The sequence below is a fragment of the Novosphingobium piscinae genome (genome assembly GCF_014230355.1).
Taxonomy (GTDB): domain Bacteria; phylum Pseudomonadota; class Alphaproteobacteria; order Sphingomonadales; family Sphingomonadaceae; genus Novosphingobium; species Novosphingobium piscinae.
Genome location: NZ_JACLAX010000011.1, coordinates 48,076 through 64,449 on the forward strand (window position 1 = coordinate 48,076; position 16,374 = coordinate 64,449).

The 16,374-nt window shown below is 70.4% G+C and carries 17 protein-coding genes; 8 read left to right on the forward strand and 9 right to left on the reverse strand.

What is annotated here, in order from left to right; genetic code table 11:
* Positions 1-67: 67 nt before the first annotated feature.
* On the forward strand, positions 68-841 hold the full coding sequence (locus H7F53_RS11825; RefSeq protein WP_185679698.1) for an SDR family oxidoreductase: 774 nt from the start codon (positions 68-70) through the stop codon (positions 839-841).
* A 30-nt stretch (positions 842-871) separates the two neighbouring features.
* On the opposite strand, the gene H7F53_RS11830 is transcribed toward H7F53_RS11825, so the two are convergent.
* Positions 872-1,660: a GntR family transcriptional regulator gene (locus H7F53_RS11830; RefSeq protein ID WP_246438862.1), complete on the reverse strand. Its 789-nt coding sequence runs from the start codon at positions 1,658-1,660 to the stop codon at positions 872-874.
* A gap of 20 nt (positions 1,661-1,680) precedes the next feature.
* Positions 1,681-3,021 carry an MFS transporter gene (locus H7F53_RS11835; RefSeq protein WP_185679699.1) on the reverse strand — a complete coding sequence of 447 codons (1,341 nt, stop codon included), beginning with the start codon at positions 3,019-3,021 and terminating at the stop codon, positions 1,681-1,683.
* Between the two features lie 103 nt (positions 3,022-3,124).
* On the opposite strand from H7F53_RS11835, the gene H7F53_RS11840 reads away from it, so the two are divergent.
* On the forward strand, positions 3,125-3,403 hold the full coding sequence (locus H7F53_RS11840; protein ID WP_185679700.1) for a hypothetical protein: 279 nt from the start codon (positions 3,125-3,127) through the stop codon (positions 3,401-3,403).
* Complete coding sequence (locus tag H7F53_RS11845; protein ID WP_185679701.1) at positions 3,400-4,761, forward strand: MFS transporter; 1,362 nt, start codon at positions 3,400-3,402, stop codon at positions 4,759-4,761. Before H7F53_RS11840 ends, H7F53_RS11845 begins: the two co-directional genes overlap by 4 nt.
* 71 nt (positions 4,762-4,832) lie before the next feature.
* Here H7F53_RS11845 and H7F53_RS11850 read toward each other — a convergent pair whose 3' ends face one another.
* The 7 genes from H7F53_RS11850 to H7F53_RS11880 all read right to left on the reverse strand — a co-directional run bounded on the left by H7F53_RS11850 (position 4,833) and on the right by H7F53_RS11880 (position 10,571).
* Positions 4,833-5,561, reverse strand: a complete 729-nt coding sequence (locus H7F53_RS11850; protein ID WP_185679702.1) for a DUF3108 domain-containing protein — start codon at positions 5,559-5,561, stop codon at positions 4,833-4,835.
* A 15-nt stretch (positions 5,562-5,576) separates the two neighbouring features.
* On the reverse strand, positions 5,577-6,242 hold the full coding sequence (locus tag H7F53_RS11855) for a hypothetical protein (protein WP_185679703.1): 666 nt from the start codon (positions 6,240-6,242) through the stop codon (positions 5,577-5,579).
* Between the two features lie 3 nt (positions 6,243-6,245).
* Positions 6,246-7,088 (reverse strand): alpha/beta fold hydrolase, encoded by an 843-nt coding sequence (locus tag H7F53_RS11860; protein WP_185679704.1) that lies wholly within the window; start codon positions 7,086-7,088, stop codon positions 6,246-6,248.
* A 1-nt stretch (position 7,089) separates the two neighbouring features.
* A complete protein-coding gene (locus H7F53_RS11865) occupies positions 7,090-7,980 on the reverse strand; it encodes a VOC family protein (RefSeq protein WP_185679705.1) in 891 nt (296 codons plus the stop codon).
* A 77-nt stretch (positions 7,981-8,057) separates the two neighbouring features.
* Positions 8,058-9,461 carry an MmgE/PrpD family protein gene (locus tag H7F53_RS11870; RefSeq protein ID WP_343062044.1) on the reverse strand — a complete coding sequence of 468 codons (1,404 nt, stop codon included), beginning with the start codon at positions 9,459-9,461 and terminating at the stop codon, positions 8,058-8,060.
* Positions 9,445-10,266: an SDR family oxidoreductase gene (locus H7F53_RS11875; RefSeq protein WP_185679706.1), complete on the reverse strand. Its 822-nt coding sequence runs from the start codon at positions 10,264-10,266 to the stop codon at positions 9,445-9,447. Before H7F53_RS11875 ends, H7F53_RS11870 begins: the two co-directional genes overlap by 17 nt.
* Entirely contained in the window at positions 10,263-10,571 is a 309-nt protein-coding gene (locus tag H7F53_RS11880) for an REDY-like protein HapK (protein WP_185679707.1), read from the reverse strand. The genes H7F53_RS11875 and H7F53_RS11880 overlap by 4 nt, the downstream gene beginning before the upstream one ends.
* Positions 10,572-10,744: 173 nt before the next feature.
* On the opposite strand from H7F53_RS11880, the gene H7F53_RS11885 reads away from it, so the two are divergent.
* From H7F53_RS11885 to H7F53_RS11905, 5 genes are read left to right on the forward strand one after another with little or no spacing between them, the layout of a single operon-like run.
* Positions 10,745-11,905 carry a methyltransferase domain-containing protein gene (locus H7F53_RS11885; protein ID WP_185679708.1) on the forward strand — a complete coding sequence of 387 codons (1,161 nt, stop codon included), beginning with the start codon at positions 10,745-10,747 and terminating at the stop codon, positions 11,903-11,905.
* Complete coding sequence (locus H7F53_RS11890) at positions 11,902-12,261, forward strand: hypothetical protein (protein ID WP_185679709.1); 360 nt, start codon at positions 11,902-11,904, stop codon at positions 12,259-12,261. The genes H7F53_RS11885 and H7F53_RS11890 overlap by 4 nt, the downstream gene beginning before the upstream one ends.
* A gap of 7 nt (positions 12,262-12,268) precedes the next feature.
* Positions 12,269-13,690, forward strand: a complete 1,422-nt coding sequence (locus tag H7F53_RS11895; RefSeq protein ID WP_185679710.1) for an FAD-dependent oxidoreductase — start codon at positions 12,269-12,271, stop codon at positions 13,688-13,690.
* A gap of 51 nt (positions 13,691-13,741) precedes the next feature.
* Positions 13,742-15,340: an FAD-binding oxidoreductase gene (locus H7F53_RS11900; protein ID WP_185679711.1), complete on the forward strand. Its 1,599-nt coding sequence runs from the start codon at positions 13,742-13,744 to the stop codon at positions 15,338-15,340.
* Positions 15,337-16,362, forward strand: a complete 1,026-nt coding sequence (locus tag H7F53_RS11905) for a zinc-binding dehydrogenase (RefSeq protein ID WP_185679712.1) — start codon at positions 15,337-15,339, stop codon at positions 16,360-16,362. Before H7F53_RS11900 ends, H7F53_RS11905 begins: the two co-directional genes overlap by 4 nt.
* The last annotated feature ends 12 nt before the right edge of the window (positions 16,363-16,374 follow it).

Here is a 16,374-nt window from a genome sequence, read left to right on the forward strand (position 1 = left end):
GAGCCTGGCCGTGCCAGGATCGCCCCGGGCCCATCACGGCCCACCACGGCACAGGGGAGAGCGGGCGATGACGGGGCGGGTTGCGGGCAAGCGCGCGTTGATCACCGGGGCGGCGCAGGGGCTGGGCGCGGCGATCGCCGCCATGCTCGCGCGCGAAGGGGCCCGCGTCGCGCTGGCCGACATCAACCGCGCGGGGGTCGAGGACCTGGCCGCCCGGCTGAACGCGGCCCAAGGCCCCGGCACCGCGGTGGCGCTGACGCTGGACGTGACCGACGCGGCCGCCTGGCCCGCCGCGATCGCCACCGCGGCCGAGGCGATGGGCGGGCTGTCGGTGCTGGTCAACAATGCCGGGATCGCCTCGCTCGGCACGATCGAGTCGGTCGATCCCCTGGTCTGGGACCGGACCATGGCGGTCAATGTCGACAGCGTGTTCCATGGCTGCCGGGCGGCGCTGCCGGTCATGCGGGACTGCGGCCCGGGTTCGATCGTCAACATCTCGTCGATTGCCGGGCTGATCGCCAGCCCGGCCTTTGCCGCCTACAACACCTCGAAGGCGGCAGTGTGGATGCTGACCAAGTCGATCGCGCTGCACTGTGCCCGCGAAGGCTATGACATCCGCTGCAACTCGGTCCATCCCACCTTCGTGCGCACCCCGCTGATCGAGGAGCTCGGCCGCGGCACGCCGGAAGAGCGCGAGGCCAAACTGGCGCGGCAGATCCCGCTCGGCCGCCTCGGCGAGCCTGACGACGTGGCCTATGCCGTGCTCTACCTCGCCAGTGACGAGAGCCGGATGATGACCGGGGCCGAACTCAAGCTCGACGGGGGCATGTCGGCGATGTGAGCGGGGTCCGGCCGCCGGGCCGCACAGGCTTCAGCGGGCGACCGTCATGCCCGGGTGATGCAGGTCAAGGCGGATGTGGAAGCGGTCCGAGCGATAGTGCGCGAAGGTGACGAGAAAGGGCACGTCATCGCGGTCGTAGACCGTCCGGCTGATCTTGAGCAGCGCCGAGCGCGGCTCCACCCCCAGCGCCTCGGCCAGCTGCGGATCGGCAAGCGTGGCGGCGATGGTCTGGTCGGCATGCTCGGCATGGTAGCCGGCCTCGTCGAGCAGGCGCAGGATCGGGCCCTTGACCAGCGTGGTCTGGGTTACGGCATCGGCCAGCTTGGCGGGAACGTAGGACACGACATAGCCCAGAGGCTCGCCATCGAGGCAGCGCACGCGCACCGCGCGCAGCACCTCGGCGCCGGGCTCGAGATGCAGCATCCCCGCGACGGTCGGGCTCGCCGGCTCGAGCGCTACGTCGATGACATTGACCACGGTGCCGTGGCCCAGCGCCAGCAGCGAATCGACCGCCTGGTCGATGTCGGCCTCGATCGGCTTGGCCGGCGACTGGAAGGTGACCCGGGTGCCGAGCCGGCGCTTGCGTTCGACGAAGTGCTGCTGGGCCAGCTCGTTGAGGACGCGGCGCGCCGTGATGCGCGAGACCCCGTAGAGGGCCGAGAGCTCCTGCTCGGTCGGCAGGGTCGAGCCGTAGGGGCGCTCACCGCTGAGGATCTCGTCCCGCAACTGCAGGAAGATCTGGTGATAGAGCGGCATCGCCGCATCCCGATCGAGCACCCCTGGTATCCCTTGCTGGCTGGCGCCGTAGAGGCCGCGCAAGCTGGCCGTTCTGTTGAACGCTACACGCCCCGAGTCAAGCGATCAGCCGGGGCGGCCGCCGGTTCCCGCCAGTCGGGATAGGGGCCCATCAGCAGCAGCACGAGACTGCCGGCGACGAGGCAGACCATCCCGGCCTGCAGCGCCAGATCGTAGCGCCCGGTCACGTCGAACACGCGGCCGTAGACCACGGGGCCGATCCCGCCTCCGAAGGCGATCACCGTGTAGAAGCAGCCATAGATCGTGCCGTAGGCGCGGCGGCCGAAGTAGCGGGCGATCAGATAGGCCAGCAGGTCGAACTCGAACCCGGCGCCCAGCCCGAGGGTGACGACCGCGGCCGTGGCCGTGCTCGCGTCGATCGTGGGGCGCGCCAGCAGCCAGTTGCCGATCAACGGCGCGATCAGCACGACCACACCGCAGCCCGGCGCCCAGAAGCGGTCGAGCAACCAGCCGCCGATCACCCGGCCGGCGATCACCGACAGCCCGAAGCCGGCGGTGATCGCACCGATCTGGGGCAGCGCGAAGTGCTGCGTGCGCAGGATGTTCTCGAGATTGGGGGTCGGCGCAGTGAGCGCGAAGGCCATCAGCAGGAAGGCCAGGGCCATCACCCGGAAAGAGCGGTGGCGCAGCGCCTCGCGCAGGGTCAAGCCGGCCTCCTCGGCCGCGGCCGGCCCGGGCTGCGCTCCGCCCGGACGGGGCCCGGCCCGGCGGCGCTGGGCGCGCTCCCGGAACAGCAGCACCAGCACCGGCAGGCCGATGACGATCGGCAGCGCCCCGATCACGGCAAAGGCGGTCCGCCAGCCGTAGGCCCCGATCAGCCAGGCGGCGAAGGGCTTGATCAGGAAGCCGGTGATGCCGGTGCCGGTACTCGCCACGCCCAGGGCCAGCCCGCGGTGCTTCTCGAACCAGCCGTTGACCGTATAGGTCCAGGTCGCGGTCAGCGTCCCCGCGCCCAGCGTCGACATCACCACCCACTGGGCATAGTAGAGCCACAGGTTGCCGCCCGACAGCGCCAGGCTCATGTAGCACAGCCCGAACAGCACGGTGGAAACCAGCGCCACCGGCCGCGCCCCGTATCGGTCGACCGCCAGACCGGCGAGCGGCCCGGTCACCATCACCACCAGCGACTGGACCGTGATCGAGCCCATCAGCGCGGCGAAGGACCAGCCGAACTCCTTCTGCAGCTCGGGAGCGAACATCCCGATCGTGTAGAACGGCATCGGGCTCAGCCCCAGGCCCAACCCGATCATCGCGGCGACCACCACGACCCAGCCGGCGCGGCTGTCGCGCAGGGGCAGGTGCGCGGGACCGGCATGGTCCTGCTGCTCGTCCCCGGTCGCTCCGCCGGCCGTGGATGATGGCATCGCTGCTCCTTCTGCCGCCACCGCGGCATCGCCGGCACGGCCGGCGCAAGGGACTGGACAAGGCCGCCGTGATGCCACAGTAATGGTTATATGCCTATATCAAATGAGCCTGCACGGATCGCCGCGCTCCTCGCGCCGCCATCTGGCGACCATGGCGGCCCTGGGCGGCACCTTCACGGTCTATGGGCTCGACACCCCGGGATATGGCGATCCGGCGCCGCTCGGTCCCGAGGCGGTGACAATTCCCGACTTCGCCTCAGCGCTCGCCCAAAGGCTGGCCGCGCCGCTGGCGGCGGGCCTGGCCGGGGCGCGGCGGCTCGACCGGCCCGATGATCTTGCCGCCACCGCCCGGCTGGTGGCCCGAACGGGGGAACGCCGATGATCGATGACACCGCCGGAGCCCGGCCGTGGCCAGCGCGGGGCTATGCCTGGTTCGTCCTGGCCCTGCTGACGCTGGCCTATGCCCTGGCGATCCTCGACCGTGTCTCGATCGCGCTGCTGATCGTCCCGCTGGAGCAGGCGCTGCATGTCAGCGACACCGAATTCGGCCTGCTGCAGGGCTTCGCCTTCAGCGTGGTCTACTCGGTGCTCGGGCTGCCGCTGGGACTGCTGGTCGACCGGCGCAAGCGCGCGCCGGTGCTGATCGCCGGGCTGGCGCTGTGGAGCCTGGCGACGATGGGCTGCTCGCTGGCGCGGTCGTTCCCCGAACTGTTCGCGGCGCGGATGCTGGTCGGGGTGGGCGAGGCCGCGCTGACCCCGGTGGCGACCTCGCTGATCGCCGACTTCTTTCCCCCCGGCGTCAGGCCGAAAGCCTATGGCATCTTCGTCACCGGCAGCACGCTCGGCACGGCCGCCGCGCTGACGCTGGGCGGAGCCTTCCTGAGCTGGTCCGATGCCCTGATCACCGGGGTGCCGGCGCTGTTCGGGGGGATGCAGCCATGGCAGATCGTGTTCCTGCTGTGCGGTGCGCCCGGCGTGGTGCTGGCCGCGGTGCTGGCGCTGACCCTGCGCGAACCGGCGCGGCAGGGGGGCGGCCCGCTGACCGAGGCGCTCAGCCTGCGCCCGCTGTTGGCGCTGTTCCGCGAGCGGCGGCGCGCCCTGGGGCTGCTGATGCTGGGCTCGGTGCTCAACCTGGTCTGCGTCTATGCCATCGTCGGCTGGTTTCCGGCACTGTTCATCCGCGCCCATGGCTGGACCGCGGCCCACACCGGCAAGGTGCTGGGCCTGTCCAGTCTGCCGTTGTCGATCTTCGCGGCGGTCAACAGCGGCTGGGTGATCACCTGGCTGGCGCGGCGCGGCCATGCCGACGCGCCGGTGCTGGTGACGATGGGCTGCGCGCTGTCGATGGTGGTGTTCGGCACGGCCGCCTGCCTCGCGCCCAGCGCCGAATGGGCCCTGGGGTTCTACCTGATCAACGCCCTGTTCGTGAACTGGAACACCTCGGCGACCTACACCGGGCTGGCCCAGGTCACGCCCAACGCCCTGCGCGCGCAGGTCATGGCGCTGCAGACCATCGCCTCCGCCCTTGTCGCCCTCAGTGCGGGCAACTTCATCGTCGGCGTCCTGTCGGACCAGGTCTTCACAGCGCCCAACGGGATCGCCTGGTCGCTCGGCACGGTGTTCTTCGGCTGCGGCCTGCTCGCCACGCTGGTGCTGGCGGTGTGCCGCCCCGCCTTCCGGGCCCTGGCCGACCACACCTCCGGGGAGCCCGGCGCTGACGCCCACCCGGCCCGCGCCTGAGGCCGCGCTGCGCGTGCGGCTCGGCGCGGAAGCATGGCGGCGGCCGGTCGGGGCCGCCGCCTGCTGATCGCTCAGCGGGTCAGTTCGACCAGCTCGTACCAGGTCTGCATGTAACCGCCGACGCCGCCCTGGACGAAGATCGCGTCGTCGTCGGCGGTCACCCAGACGTCGTAGGGCGGGTGCGCCTTGCCATCGACCGAGATCATGTCGCCGGCATCGTCCGTGAACTGGTAGTGGTAGCAGTCGAAGGTCCCGGCCGGCACGGTCACGGTTTCCTGCCCGACATAGCCCAGATCGAGGCTCGTTTCGGCAATCAGCGGCGGGGTCGCGCCGCGGTGGTCGGGAGAGGGCAGAAAACAGCGAAACTTGCGCTTGTGCACCCCCAGCGAACGGTCGATCTTGCGGGTGATGTAGGCATCGCCGGCGATCGGATGGGTGCCGAAGCCGTCGAAATCCCCGCCGATCGGCATGCGCTGCGAGATCCGCCCGATCGAGGGGCCGTAGCTTTCGCATTCCACCGTGTCGGCGCCGATGATGAACAGCCCCGCCCCCATGAACCGGTCGCCCACGGTCAGCCGGACGAAGCAGTCCATCGGCCGGTCGTTCTCGTCGAGGCTGTAGACGATGTCGCGGTGCACGGTCGGCGCCGGCTCGTCGATCTCGCAGCGCGCGCGCAGGCTCTTCTTGCCATCGGTGTGGTGGGTGAAGGTGAACCATTCGCGGCCCCGCTCCTGCCCTTCGCGGCCCGGTTTGCGCGAGGTGTAGAGGATCTTGCCGCTGATCGTCCGGTGTTGCTGCACGGTGGTTCTCCCTGTTCAGACTGGTGTCGCGAGGCCGAGCAGGCACGCGATGAGGACTAGCACCCAGAGGGTGATGACGGTGGGCTGGGTCACGGCGATCACCCCGCGGATCACCGCATCGCCCGCCGGGGTGGCACCATCCCGGCGCAGCGCGACGATCGCCGGGAACAGCGGCACCAGCTGGCGCCGCACCAGCAGGCCGATGGTCACGCAGCCGGCCAGCACCAGCAGCTTGAGCGACAGGAACAGCGGCAGGGCGATCGCCCCCGCGAGTCCCGCGACGCCCGCCCCGGTTAGCGCCGCGAGAACCCCATAGCGCACCGCGATGTCGAGCCGGCGCAGCCCGGCGCTGGCCGGGCCGTGATGCAGGTGCACCGCCCAGGCGAGCGCCAGCCAGGCAAGGAACCCCGCCCAGACCAGGCCGAGCACGGCGGGCGGGCTGTCCACCCAGCCCTTCGCCACCGCCAGGCTGAAGCCGGTCGGGAAGGCGAGGATCAGCGTGGTGCGCGGCGCCATGTCGATGGTGTTGAGGATGGTCAGCGCCATCAGCCGTTCCGCCACGCTGCGGTTCGGGTCGACCAGGAAGCGCGCGCTGTAGAACGCGCCCAGATCGCCGCCGAGCCAGTAGATCGGCACCAGCAGGTGAAGCAGGGTCAGCAGGGCCAGCGCGGTGGCGGACAAGGCTCAGCCCTCCGCCGCGAAGAAGGCGGCCATGGCGTCATGGCGCACGGCGCGGAACTCGGGCGCATCCAGCCGGGGCAGCGCGAGGAAGCGCCCGTTCGCGAGGAACGGCGCGGCATCGCGCGAGTGATCGAACAGCGGATCGTTGCTCGCCGCCATCACCAGGGTCGGGCAGCGCACCAGCGGCAGGCGCGGCGCGGGCTGCCACTTGAACGCGGCGCGATAGTTGAAGTGGTAGGTCTGCGCCCCCTTCATCACCTCGGTGACCCAGGCATGCAGGTCCTCGGCACTGCCCAGCCCGCCGTCGCGGCGCCCGGCGCGGGTGCGCTTGTACCAGGGAAAGAACAGGTACTGGTCGCGGCAGAACTGGAACAGCCGGATCAGGTAGGCGCCGTCGAGATCGGGCACGAACGGGTGGGCATAGTGGGTCAGGACATCGTCGAGCTCCGCGGCGCCCATCGCCGAAAGCCCGTCGAGCACCAGGTGGCTGACCCGCTCGGGGGCGAGGATCGCGAGCTCGGCGGCGAGCGAGGCGCCGGTGTGCGAACCGTAGAGCCGGACCCGCTCGAGCCCCAGCGCGTCAAGGAACTCCAGCACCGCCGCGGCCAGCCGCGGCATCTCCGGTTCGGCCAGCGCGATCGGCTCGCTGTCGCCATTGCCGGGCGTATCCGGGGCGAAGACCCGCGCCTCGCCGGCGAAATCCTCGATCAGGCGGACCTGCTGGCGCGACGATCCCGGCGAGGCGTGGACGATCACCAGCGGATCGCCGGTGGTCCCGGCCATGCGGTAGTGGGTCTGGCCGTGGGACAGGTCGACGAAGCCGCGGCGGATCGGTGCGGCGGTCATGTCAGAGCGTGCCCCCCTCGATCACCTCGAGCAGCGCCCCTTCCGGGGTGCGCAGCACGCCGGTGCGCCGCCCGCCATAGAGCGGACCCTCGCGCACGACCGGCGGGCTGGCCCAGTGCGGGTCCAGCCGGGCGAAATCGGGATAGAGCATCGTCGTGATCGCCACGCCCGGCGGCAGCGCCCCGGGATGCGCCGGACGGGCCGTGGCCGCGGCGGGATACTGGTCCAGCTCGATGAACACCTGATCGGCGCCGCGGACCGTGGTCAGGGCGACCTTCTCCCCCTCGGGCAGGCCGAAGGCGAGCGAGATCATCGAATAGTTGATCGCCACCGGATCGATCATCTCGAGCCCGAACAACGCGCGCCACCAGGCCATCGCCGCCGGCAGGTCGGGGCAGGCCAGCACCATGATGAACGGCCGGTCGATCAGCGAGCGCGGTTGCGGCAGGCCGGTGTCCGGGCCGGGCTGGTTGATCTGGGTGAGGTAGACCGTCTCCAGATCGGCGCCGCGCACCTGCATCGGCGTGACCGTGGCGAAACCGTCGAGCACCTTCGGCGGCCCGATCACCTCGAACGGGCTGGCCAGCATCCGTTCGTGCACGGCGTGGACATCGCTGACGCACAGTTCGATCGCGGCCCAGCCCCAGGTGCGGATCGGCCGATAGTTGGGCACCGGATCGCCGGCGACGAAGCGCAGGTAGACCGGCTCGCCCGAGGCGGGACCGAGCACGGCATAGCCCCGTCCGGCCGATGCCGGGGCACCCCAGGCCGCGGCCAGATCGTCCGGCACCTCGCCCGATTCGACCAGGCTGTAGTCCATCCAGGTGGTGTAGCGTTCGATCGCGGCGGCAAGGTCGGCGACAACGTGCGTGGCACACTTGAGCAGGGTCATGTCAGGTCCCGGTTGCGCGGCCCATCCGGCACCGCATTGTTTGATATATCATTAGGTCATATAATGAGCGCAAGGGCTTAATCCGCGGGGCGTCCGTTTCCCCCCATGATCCCGCTCGCGACCAGGCAGGCCAGGCTGTCCGCCGCACCGGGCAGGGCCATGACCGCGGCGCTCAGCCGGTCATGGCACGCCTCGAGCCCGGCGAAGGCCAGGCAGGCCCGCGCCTTGTCCTGTCGCTCGGCCTCGCCCAGTGGCCAGTCCGGCGAACCGAACTGGGCTGTGACGGTCTGCACCAGAACGCCGCCGGAGGTCAGGCGGGCCTCGGCCCGGGCCGGGACGAAGGCGGCCTGATCGGGATTGGCGTCGGGCACCACGCGGATGCGCTCGGCCAAGGCCAGGACCGCCGGGTCATCCAGCCGCTCGCGCGTGAAGTCTCCCAGCCCGACCGTCCCGCGCAGCAGGGTGACCGCACCGAGATAGGCCAGGCACAGCCGGGCATAGCCGGGCTCCATCGCCGCCGTGGCGGGCCGGCCCACCAGCCGCGCGATGAGCGGCGGGGCGTGGTAATCCAGCCGGTCGAGCGCGCCCGCGGTCAGACCCTGGTCGCGCATCAGCCGCTGGATCGCGACGATCCCGCCATGGCCGGCGCGGCCGGTGGGGAACGGCTTCCAGCTGACCTCGGCGATGCGGCCCCCGCTGGCCAGCCGCGCCAGCGCCGGGGCCAGCGCCGCGCGGGTTTCCATCAGCGCGAAGTACCCGAAGGGTCCGTCGAACGGGCGGGTCACCCCGGGAATCCCCGCCACGGCCAGATCGACCGCGACCAGCGCGTTGCGGGCGGCATTGGCCACCTGGATCGGCAGGGCGGGCTTGCCTTCGACATGGGCCTGCATCGTTCCCGAAACCAGCGCGAGGGCATGGCCCATGGCATCGAGTGCGATCGCGCGCGGCAGCCGGCGCAGCCGCGCGATCGCCGCGACGCAGCCGAAGATCCCCGCGGTCGCCGGGCGGAAGAAGCGCAGCGCATCGGGGGCGGCGAGCCCCAGCGTGACCGCCACGTCGACTCCGGCAACCACCGCGGCCAGCAAGTCCTCGCCCGCCACCGGGCCGCCGCGCGCGGCTTCGGCGAGCAGGGCCGAGAGCACCGTGGCCATCGGGTGGAGCACGGCCGGCTCGTGGACGCAGTCGAACTCCTGGCCGTGGATCTGGAAGGCGTTGACGAACGCCGCCGAGGGGGCCGGCAGGGCCAGTCCGGGCCGGCCGAGCACCGGGGCCACGCCCCCCTCGCCCCAGCTCCGCGCCACGGCCAGCACGGCCTCGGCATGGGCGGCCTGGCGCCCGGCCACGCCCACCGCGAGCGAATCATGGACGAAGGCGAGGGTCCGCTCGCGATCGCGCGCGGGCAGGCGCGGCCAGGCCAGCGCCAGCGCATGATCGACCAGCACGTGGGCCGGATTGGGCTCCATCTCAGTGTGGCTCTTCACCGCCCGACACGTTCATCGATTCGCCGGTGATGTAGATCGCCTCATCCGAGCAGAGGAAGGCCACGGCAGCGGCCGTGTCGGACGGCAGGCCGGGTCGCCCCATCGGGATCCGCGCCGCCATCCGCGCCAGATATTCGTCGACGGTGACGCCCTGGACCGCGGCGAAATGCTCGTTCTGCCACTTGCCGAGCCCGGTGGTGACATGGTTCGGGCAGACGTTGTTGACGGTGATCCCGCGCGGCCCCAGCTCGATCGCTGCTGACCGCACCAGTCCGACCAGACCGTGTTTCGAGGCCGTATAGGCCTGAGCGTGGGGGAAGCCCGACTTGGCCGCCTGGCTGGCGATGTTGATGATGCGCCCGCCGCGCCCCTGGGCCACCATGATCTCGGCGGCGGCCTGGAGGCCATACCAGGCCCCCGTGAGGTTGACGTCGATCACCGCGCGCCAGTCGTCGGCGGAAACCTCGAGCAGCGGCTTCATGATGTAGCCGATGCCGGCATTGTTGACCCAGATGTCGAGCCCGCCGTGGGTGTCGCGGGCATGGGCGGCGAGCGCCCGCACCGCGACCGGATCGCGCACGTCGCAGACGAAGGTCGAACCGCCGTGCGGCAGAGCGGCGGCGATCGCCTGCATCTCGGCCGAGCCGCCAACCATGTCGCCCGGCGTGGCCGCATCGCGCGATCCGCCGATGTCCGCGATCACCACCGTGGCCCCTTCGGCGGCGAGCCGGTGGGCGATGCCCTCGCCCAGCCCCCCGGCCCGGCCCGAGCCGGTGACGACCGCGACCTTGCCGGCGAACCTCACGCCACCAGCTCCTCGGCGGTGAGGAAGGTCACATCGACCATGCCGCCGAAGGCCGCGGCCACCTCCTGCATCGCCGGCTGGGCGATGTCGGCGAGAAACCGGTCCATGTCGCTGACCTCGATCAGCTCGACATATCCGAAGGGCGGAGAGCCTTCAGCTCCGAACAGGCCAGTGCAGCGAAAAACGCGAAAACCCGCAATCGAGGGCAGCGCCCTGACCGTGGGCAGGTCGACCGTCCGGGCCCAGGTTTCATAGGCTTCCACGGACGTGCCGGGCTTGAGGGTGAACGTGGCGATCAGATGCATGGCCGATCCTCGCTGGTTGGTCGGTTGATCAGGATCAACGACATTCCTTGCCTCGATCCCAAGGTCAATATACCTTATTTATATAACAAGTGAGGCTCCCAGTGACAGCACCTTCGAGCACCCCCGTCCCGAACCATCCTAGTGCCGAATATGACGGCCCGCCGGACTATCGGGTGATTGGCCGACACGCGGTTTTCCCGGAGACCAGCCACGACGAGATCGAGCGGATCAACTTCCTCGCACAGATGAACCGGCACCTCGCCGCACGGGTCGTACCCGGGGTGCGAGCCGCCTACGAGAGCCGAGTGGCTCCCGCCTTCGAAGCGGCCAACGGGCGGCCGATCGGCCATCGCCACGAGGCCCGCAAGGCGATGCTGGCCGATCCCGCGTTCCAGACCTGGTCGGCCCTGCGGCGCGCCACCATGGAGCAGCGCCAGCAGGCCGGGCGCTGGACCGCGCTGCGCCAGTGCGAGACCCTGGCCGCGAAGGCCGCGGCGCTGACCGAGGGCGATCCGCGGCTCGAGCTGGACCCGTCCGTGGCGATTCCGCGCTATGTTTCGGCGGTCGATCACCACTGCATGCCGGGCTCCTACCACACCGAATACTTCCCCGGCGACGTGACCAACGGCGCCAACTATGACCACGGCGGATTTGTCACCACCGGCGGCCTGCTGGGCAAATATGTCGATGGCGGCGGACAGGCCGTGGTCAAGTGGGTCCGCAAGCACCTCCCGGACTTCAAGCCCAGGAAGATCCTCGAGATCGGGGGAACCGTGGGCCATTCCAGCCTGCCGCTGGCCCAGGCCTTCCCGGAGGCCGAGTTGACCGTGGTCGACCTCGGCACGCCGATGCTGCGCTATGGTCTGGCGCGCGCCAAGTCGCTGGGGGTGGACAATGTGCGCTTCGTCCAGGCCAGCGGCGAGGACCTGTCGCGCTTCGCCGACGGCAGCTTCGACTGGGTGCAGACGACGATGTTCCTGCACGAGCTGTCGCTGCCGGCGCTGCGCAACATCCTGCGCGAATCGCGTCGCCTGGTGCGCGATGGCGGGATCGTGCTGCATGTCGAGCAGCCGCAGTACACGCCTGAGATGTCCTACTTCGAGCAGGCCATGCGCGACTGGGACGCCTTCTACAACGCCGAGCCGTTCTGGAGCCGCCTGCACGAGATGGACCTCGATGCCGAAATGGAGCGGGCCGGGTTCGAACGCAGCCGGATTATCCACGGTGCGGTGTTTGGCGTGGTCGATCGTGACCTGTTCCCCGACGCGCAGGAAGACGAGACCGAAGACTATGGCCGCAAGGCCGCATGGGAAGTGATCGGAGTGGTGGCATGAGCTTCGCAGACGCACTCGCCGGGGCTGGCGCCAAGGCGGCCGGGAAGCGGCCCTACTTCCTCGAGCCGCAGGTCGAACGGGTCCTCGCCATCACCATGACGATCGCGCAGGAGCTGGCCGTGGCCCGTCAGCGGATCGACACGCTCGAGCGGCTGCTGCTCGCCAAGGGCGTGCTCGCTGCGGGCGAGATCGACGCCTTCGTGCCGGATGCGACCGCCAGCGCCGAACGGCAGATGTGGAACCAGGAGTACATCGCGCGCGTGCTGCGGATCGTGCAGCAGGAGAACGAGGCCGCGGTGCGTTTGGACGAATCGAGCTCGGGCGAACTGGCCGCCGAGCTGGCCGCGGAGGCCTGAGGCGGCCATGAGCGAGGACAACGGCGCCGACCTGTTCGAATTCACCGTGCCGGTGCTGGTCGTCGGCGGCGGCGCGTGCGGTTGCATCGCCGCGCTCGCCGCCCGCGACGCCGGGGCCGAAGTGCTGCTGGTCGAACAGGACGAGCGGCCGATGGGTTCGACCGGGATGTCGCAGGGACTGGTCTGCGCCGCCGGCACCAGGGCTCAGGCCCGGCACGCGATCGTTGACAGTCCCGACGCGTTCTTCGCCGACATCATGGCCAAGACCAGGGGCTTGACCGATCCCGTGCTGGCCCGTGCGATCGCCGACCATTCCGGCCCCACCCTCGACTGGATGGCAGAGGCCCACGATCTGCCATGGGAGCTCGATACCGGCTTCCGCCCGGCCTATGGCAATTCCACCTTCCGGGTGCATGGCTGGCGCGGTCATGGCGGGCAGGACATGGTCGATCTGCTGCACGCCCGCCTCGCCGACGCCGGGGTCGACGTGCTGTTGCCGGCGCAGCTGGTGGATATCCACGCCGATTCCACCGGGCGGGTGCTGGGGGTCTCGCTCCAGCGACCCGATGGCGCGATCGAGCGGGTGGGGTGCCAGGCGCTGGTGCTCGCCTGTGGCGGCTTCGCCGCCAACCGCGCGCTGGTCGCCCGCTACATGCCTGAGATGGCCCAGGCCCGGAACAACGGCCACGAGGGCAGCCAGGGCACCGGGCTGTGGGTTGGCGAACGGCTGGGCGCGGCATTCGGCGACATGGGAGCCTACCAGGGCTATGCCATGCTGACCGATCCGCAGGGCATCAGCGTGCCCCCGGGCGTGCCGATCGCCGGCGGGATCCTCGTCAATGTCGAGGGCCGCCGCTTTACCGACGAGCTCGCCGACATCGCCGGCATGGTCCACCCGGTCATGGCCCAACCCGGCGATCACGTCTGGGTGGTGTATGACCGGCGGATCGAATCCCTGGTCGAGTACATCCCGGAAATGCAGGCGCTGCTCGAACTGAATGCGGCACGTCAGGCCGATACGGTCGAGGCCCTTGCGGCCGCCATCGGCGTTCCGGCCGCGGCGCTGTCCGCCACCCTCGCCGAAGCGCACGCGGCCCAGGCCGCCGGCCGGTCCGACAGCTTCGGCCGAGCCTGGGGGGACGACCGGCCTCCGGTCGCCCCCTACCGCGCGCTGAAGGTGATCGGCGCGATCTACCATACCCAGGGGGGCCTGCAGATCGATGGCGGCGCGCGCGTGGTGCGCCCCGATGGCACCCCCTTGCCCAACCTGTTCGCGGGCGGCGGGGCGGCGCGGTCGGTCTCGGGACCGGCGCACTGGGGCTACCTGCCGGCGATGGGTCTCTCGACCGCCGTCACCTTCGGCCGCCTCGCCGGGCTGGGGGCTGCCCAGGTCGTCGCCCCGGGCGAAAAGGCTTCCGCTCTGATTTGATATGTTTATATAACATTAAATGCCTGCCGCGCCTGCTCCGGGGACCTGACCATGCCTGAATCCGTCGCCCTCGCCCGCCCCAACGATCTGGTCGGGCGCTTTGCCGCCATCGTCGGGGCCGACCATGTCCGCCACGACGAGGCCAGTCTGGCCCTGTTCAGCGAGGACGTGTGGCGCCGCGCCGACCAGACCGCGGTGCTGATCGTCGCGCCGGGCTCGACCGCAGAGCTGGCGGCGGTGGTCAGGGCAGCGGCCGAGGCCGGGCTGTCGATCGCCCCGCGCGGCGCCGGGATGAGCTATACCAGCGGCTACGTGCCGGCCGACGACCACACCGTGGCGCTCGACACCCGGCGGCTCAACCGGGTCCTGGCGATCAGCCCCGAGGACATGACGGTGACGGTCGAGGCCGGCTGCACCTGGCTTGCGCTCAACGAGGCGCTCAAGCCGCTCGGGCTGCGCACGCCGTTCTGGGGGCCGATGTCGGGGATCTATTCCACCGTGGGGGCCGGGCTGTCCCAGCTCAACGCGATGTTCGGCGCCGGCCACTACGGCACCTCGAGCGAGAGCATGATCGCGCTGACCGTGATCCTGGCCGATGGGCGCATGCTCAAGACCGGCGCGCGCGGGCCTGATGGCGAGACCCCGTTCTACCGCCACTACGGCCCCGACCTCGCCGGGCTGTTCTGCGGCGATAGCGGCACGCTGGGGATCAAGGCCGAGATCACCCTGCGCCTGATCCGCACGCCGGCCTTCGAGGACTCGGCCTCGTTCAGCTTCAAGACCGGCGAACTGATGCTCGAGGCGCTGGCCGAAATGGCGCGCGCGGGGATCGCCGCCGAGACCTGCGGCTTCGATCCGGGGCTGACCAAGGTGCGGATGAAGCGCATGTCGATGACCGCCGACGTCAAGGCGCTGGGGGCGGTGATCGCGAAGGAGAAGTCGCTCGGCAAAGGTCTCCTGGCCGCGGCCAAGATCGCGATCGGCGGGCGCAACTTCATCGAGGAGGACGAGTATCCGCTGCACATCACGGCCGAAGGCCGGTGCAAGGAGGCCGTTGCCGCCGACCTCGCCACCGCGCGCGAGATTGCGAGGCGGTTCGAGGGCGTGGAGATCGAGAACACCATCGCCAAGGTGATCCGGGCCATGCCCTTCCCGGCGCCGAACTCGATCCTCGGGCCCGAGGGCGAGAGCTGGGTGCCGGTCCATGGCCACGCTTCGCTGTCCACCGCCCCCGCGATGTTCCGCGCGATCCGCGACTACTTCGACAGCATGCAGGCCGAGTTCGACCGGCTGGGCATCTACAACGGCTTCCTGTTCTCGAGCCTGTCGACCAATGCGATCACGATCGAGCCGGTGTTCTTCTGGCCCGAGGGCTATCGCCCGATCCACGAGACCATGGTCGAACCGGCCCACCTGGCACGGCTCAAGCAGCTTGGCCCCCATCCCGAGGCGACCGCGCTGGTCACTGCGGCACGGGAGCAGGTCAAGGCGATCTGCCAGCGCTTCGGCGCGGCCCATTTCCAGATCGGCCGCGCCTATCCCTATCGCGAGAGCCGCGATGCGGCGTTCCGCAAGGTGCTCGACGCGGTCAAGCAGGTGGTCGATCCCCAGGGGCGGTTCAATCCGGGCGGGCTGGGCTTTCCGCAGTGAGCGGAGCCGCCGTCCCGACCTACCGCGCGATCCGCCTCGACCGGGTCGCACCCAGCTTCCGCGAAGCCTGCGCGGTGGTCGACGTGCCGCTGGTCGCGCCAGGTCCGGGCGAGATCCAGGTCGCCAACCGGTGGTGCGGAATCAATGGAATCTTCGATACGCAGATGGCGCGCAACGCGGTTGACTATGTGACGATCGCCTTGCCGAGCTTCACCGGCGTCGAGGCGATCGGCACGGTCACCGCGGTCGGGCCGGGTGTGCGCGGCTTCGCCGTCGGCGACGCGGCGATCACCACGCGCTTCACCGGCGGCTACCGCGAGGCCAATACCGGTCCGGCCCACCAGTTCGTCGCTGCCCCGGCGCTGGCTCCGGAATGGCTGGCGCTTGCCTCGACCGGGGTCTCGGCCATGGTGGCGCTCGAGCAGATCGCCGAGGCCCGCCAGGGTGAGACAGTGGCGATTTCTGCGGCGGCCGGTGGGCTCGGACACCTGCTCGTCCAGCTCGCCGTGGGCAAGGGCTGCCGCGTGATCGGCGTGGCCGGAGGCGCTGAAAAGTGTGCTTTCGTCCGCTCGCTGGGGGCCGAACGGGTGATCGACTATCGCCACGAGGACGTGGGCGCGGTGCTGGCCGCGGACTACCGCGATGCGCTGGATGTCGCGATCGACACGGTGAGCGGACCGGTCTTCGACGCGTTTCTGGCCAATCTGGCCCATCACGGCCGGCTGGTGGTGGGCGGTGCCGCATCCGATCTCGAGGGGCGCCCGGAGATCGTCACCGGTCCGCGCATCGCCCATGCCTTGTACTACAAGGGCGCCTCGGTCCGAGGGTTCATGAACGGCCTGCTTGCGCGGCACTGGGACGATGCCCGGCGGCGACTGTTCGACCTGCACGCCCGCGGACTGTTGCAGGTGACGCTTGATGTGCAGGCCAACCGCGGGATCGCCGGGGTGTTCGACGGGGTCGAGCGGCTGCTCTCGGGCCGGTCGATTGGCAAGGTCGTCGTCGACCTGATGCCCGCCTGAACCACAATGACC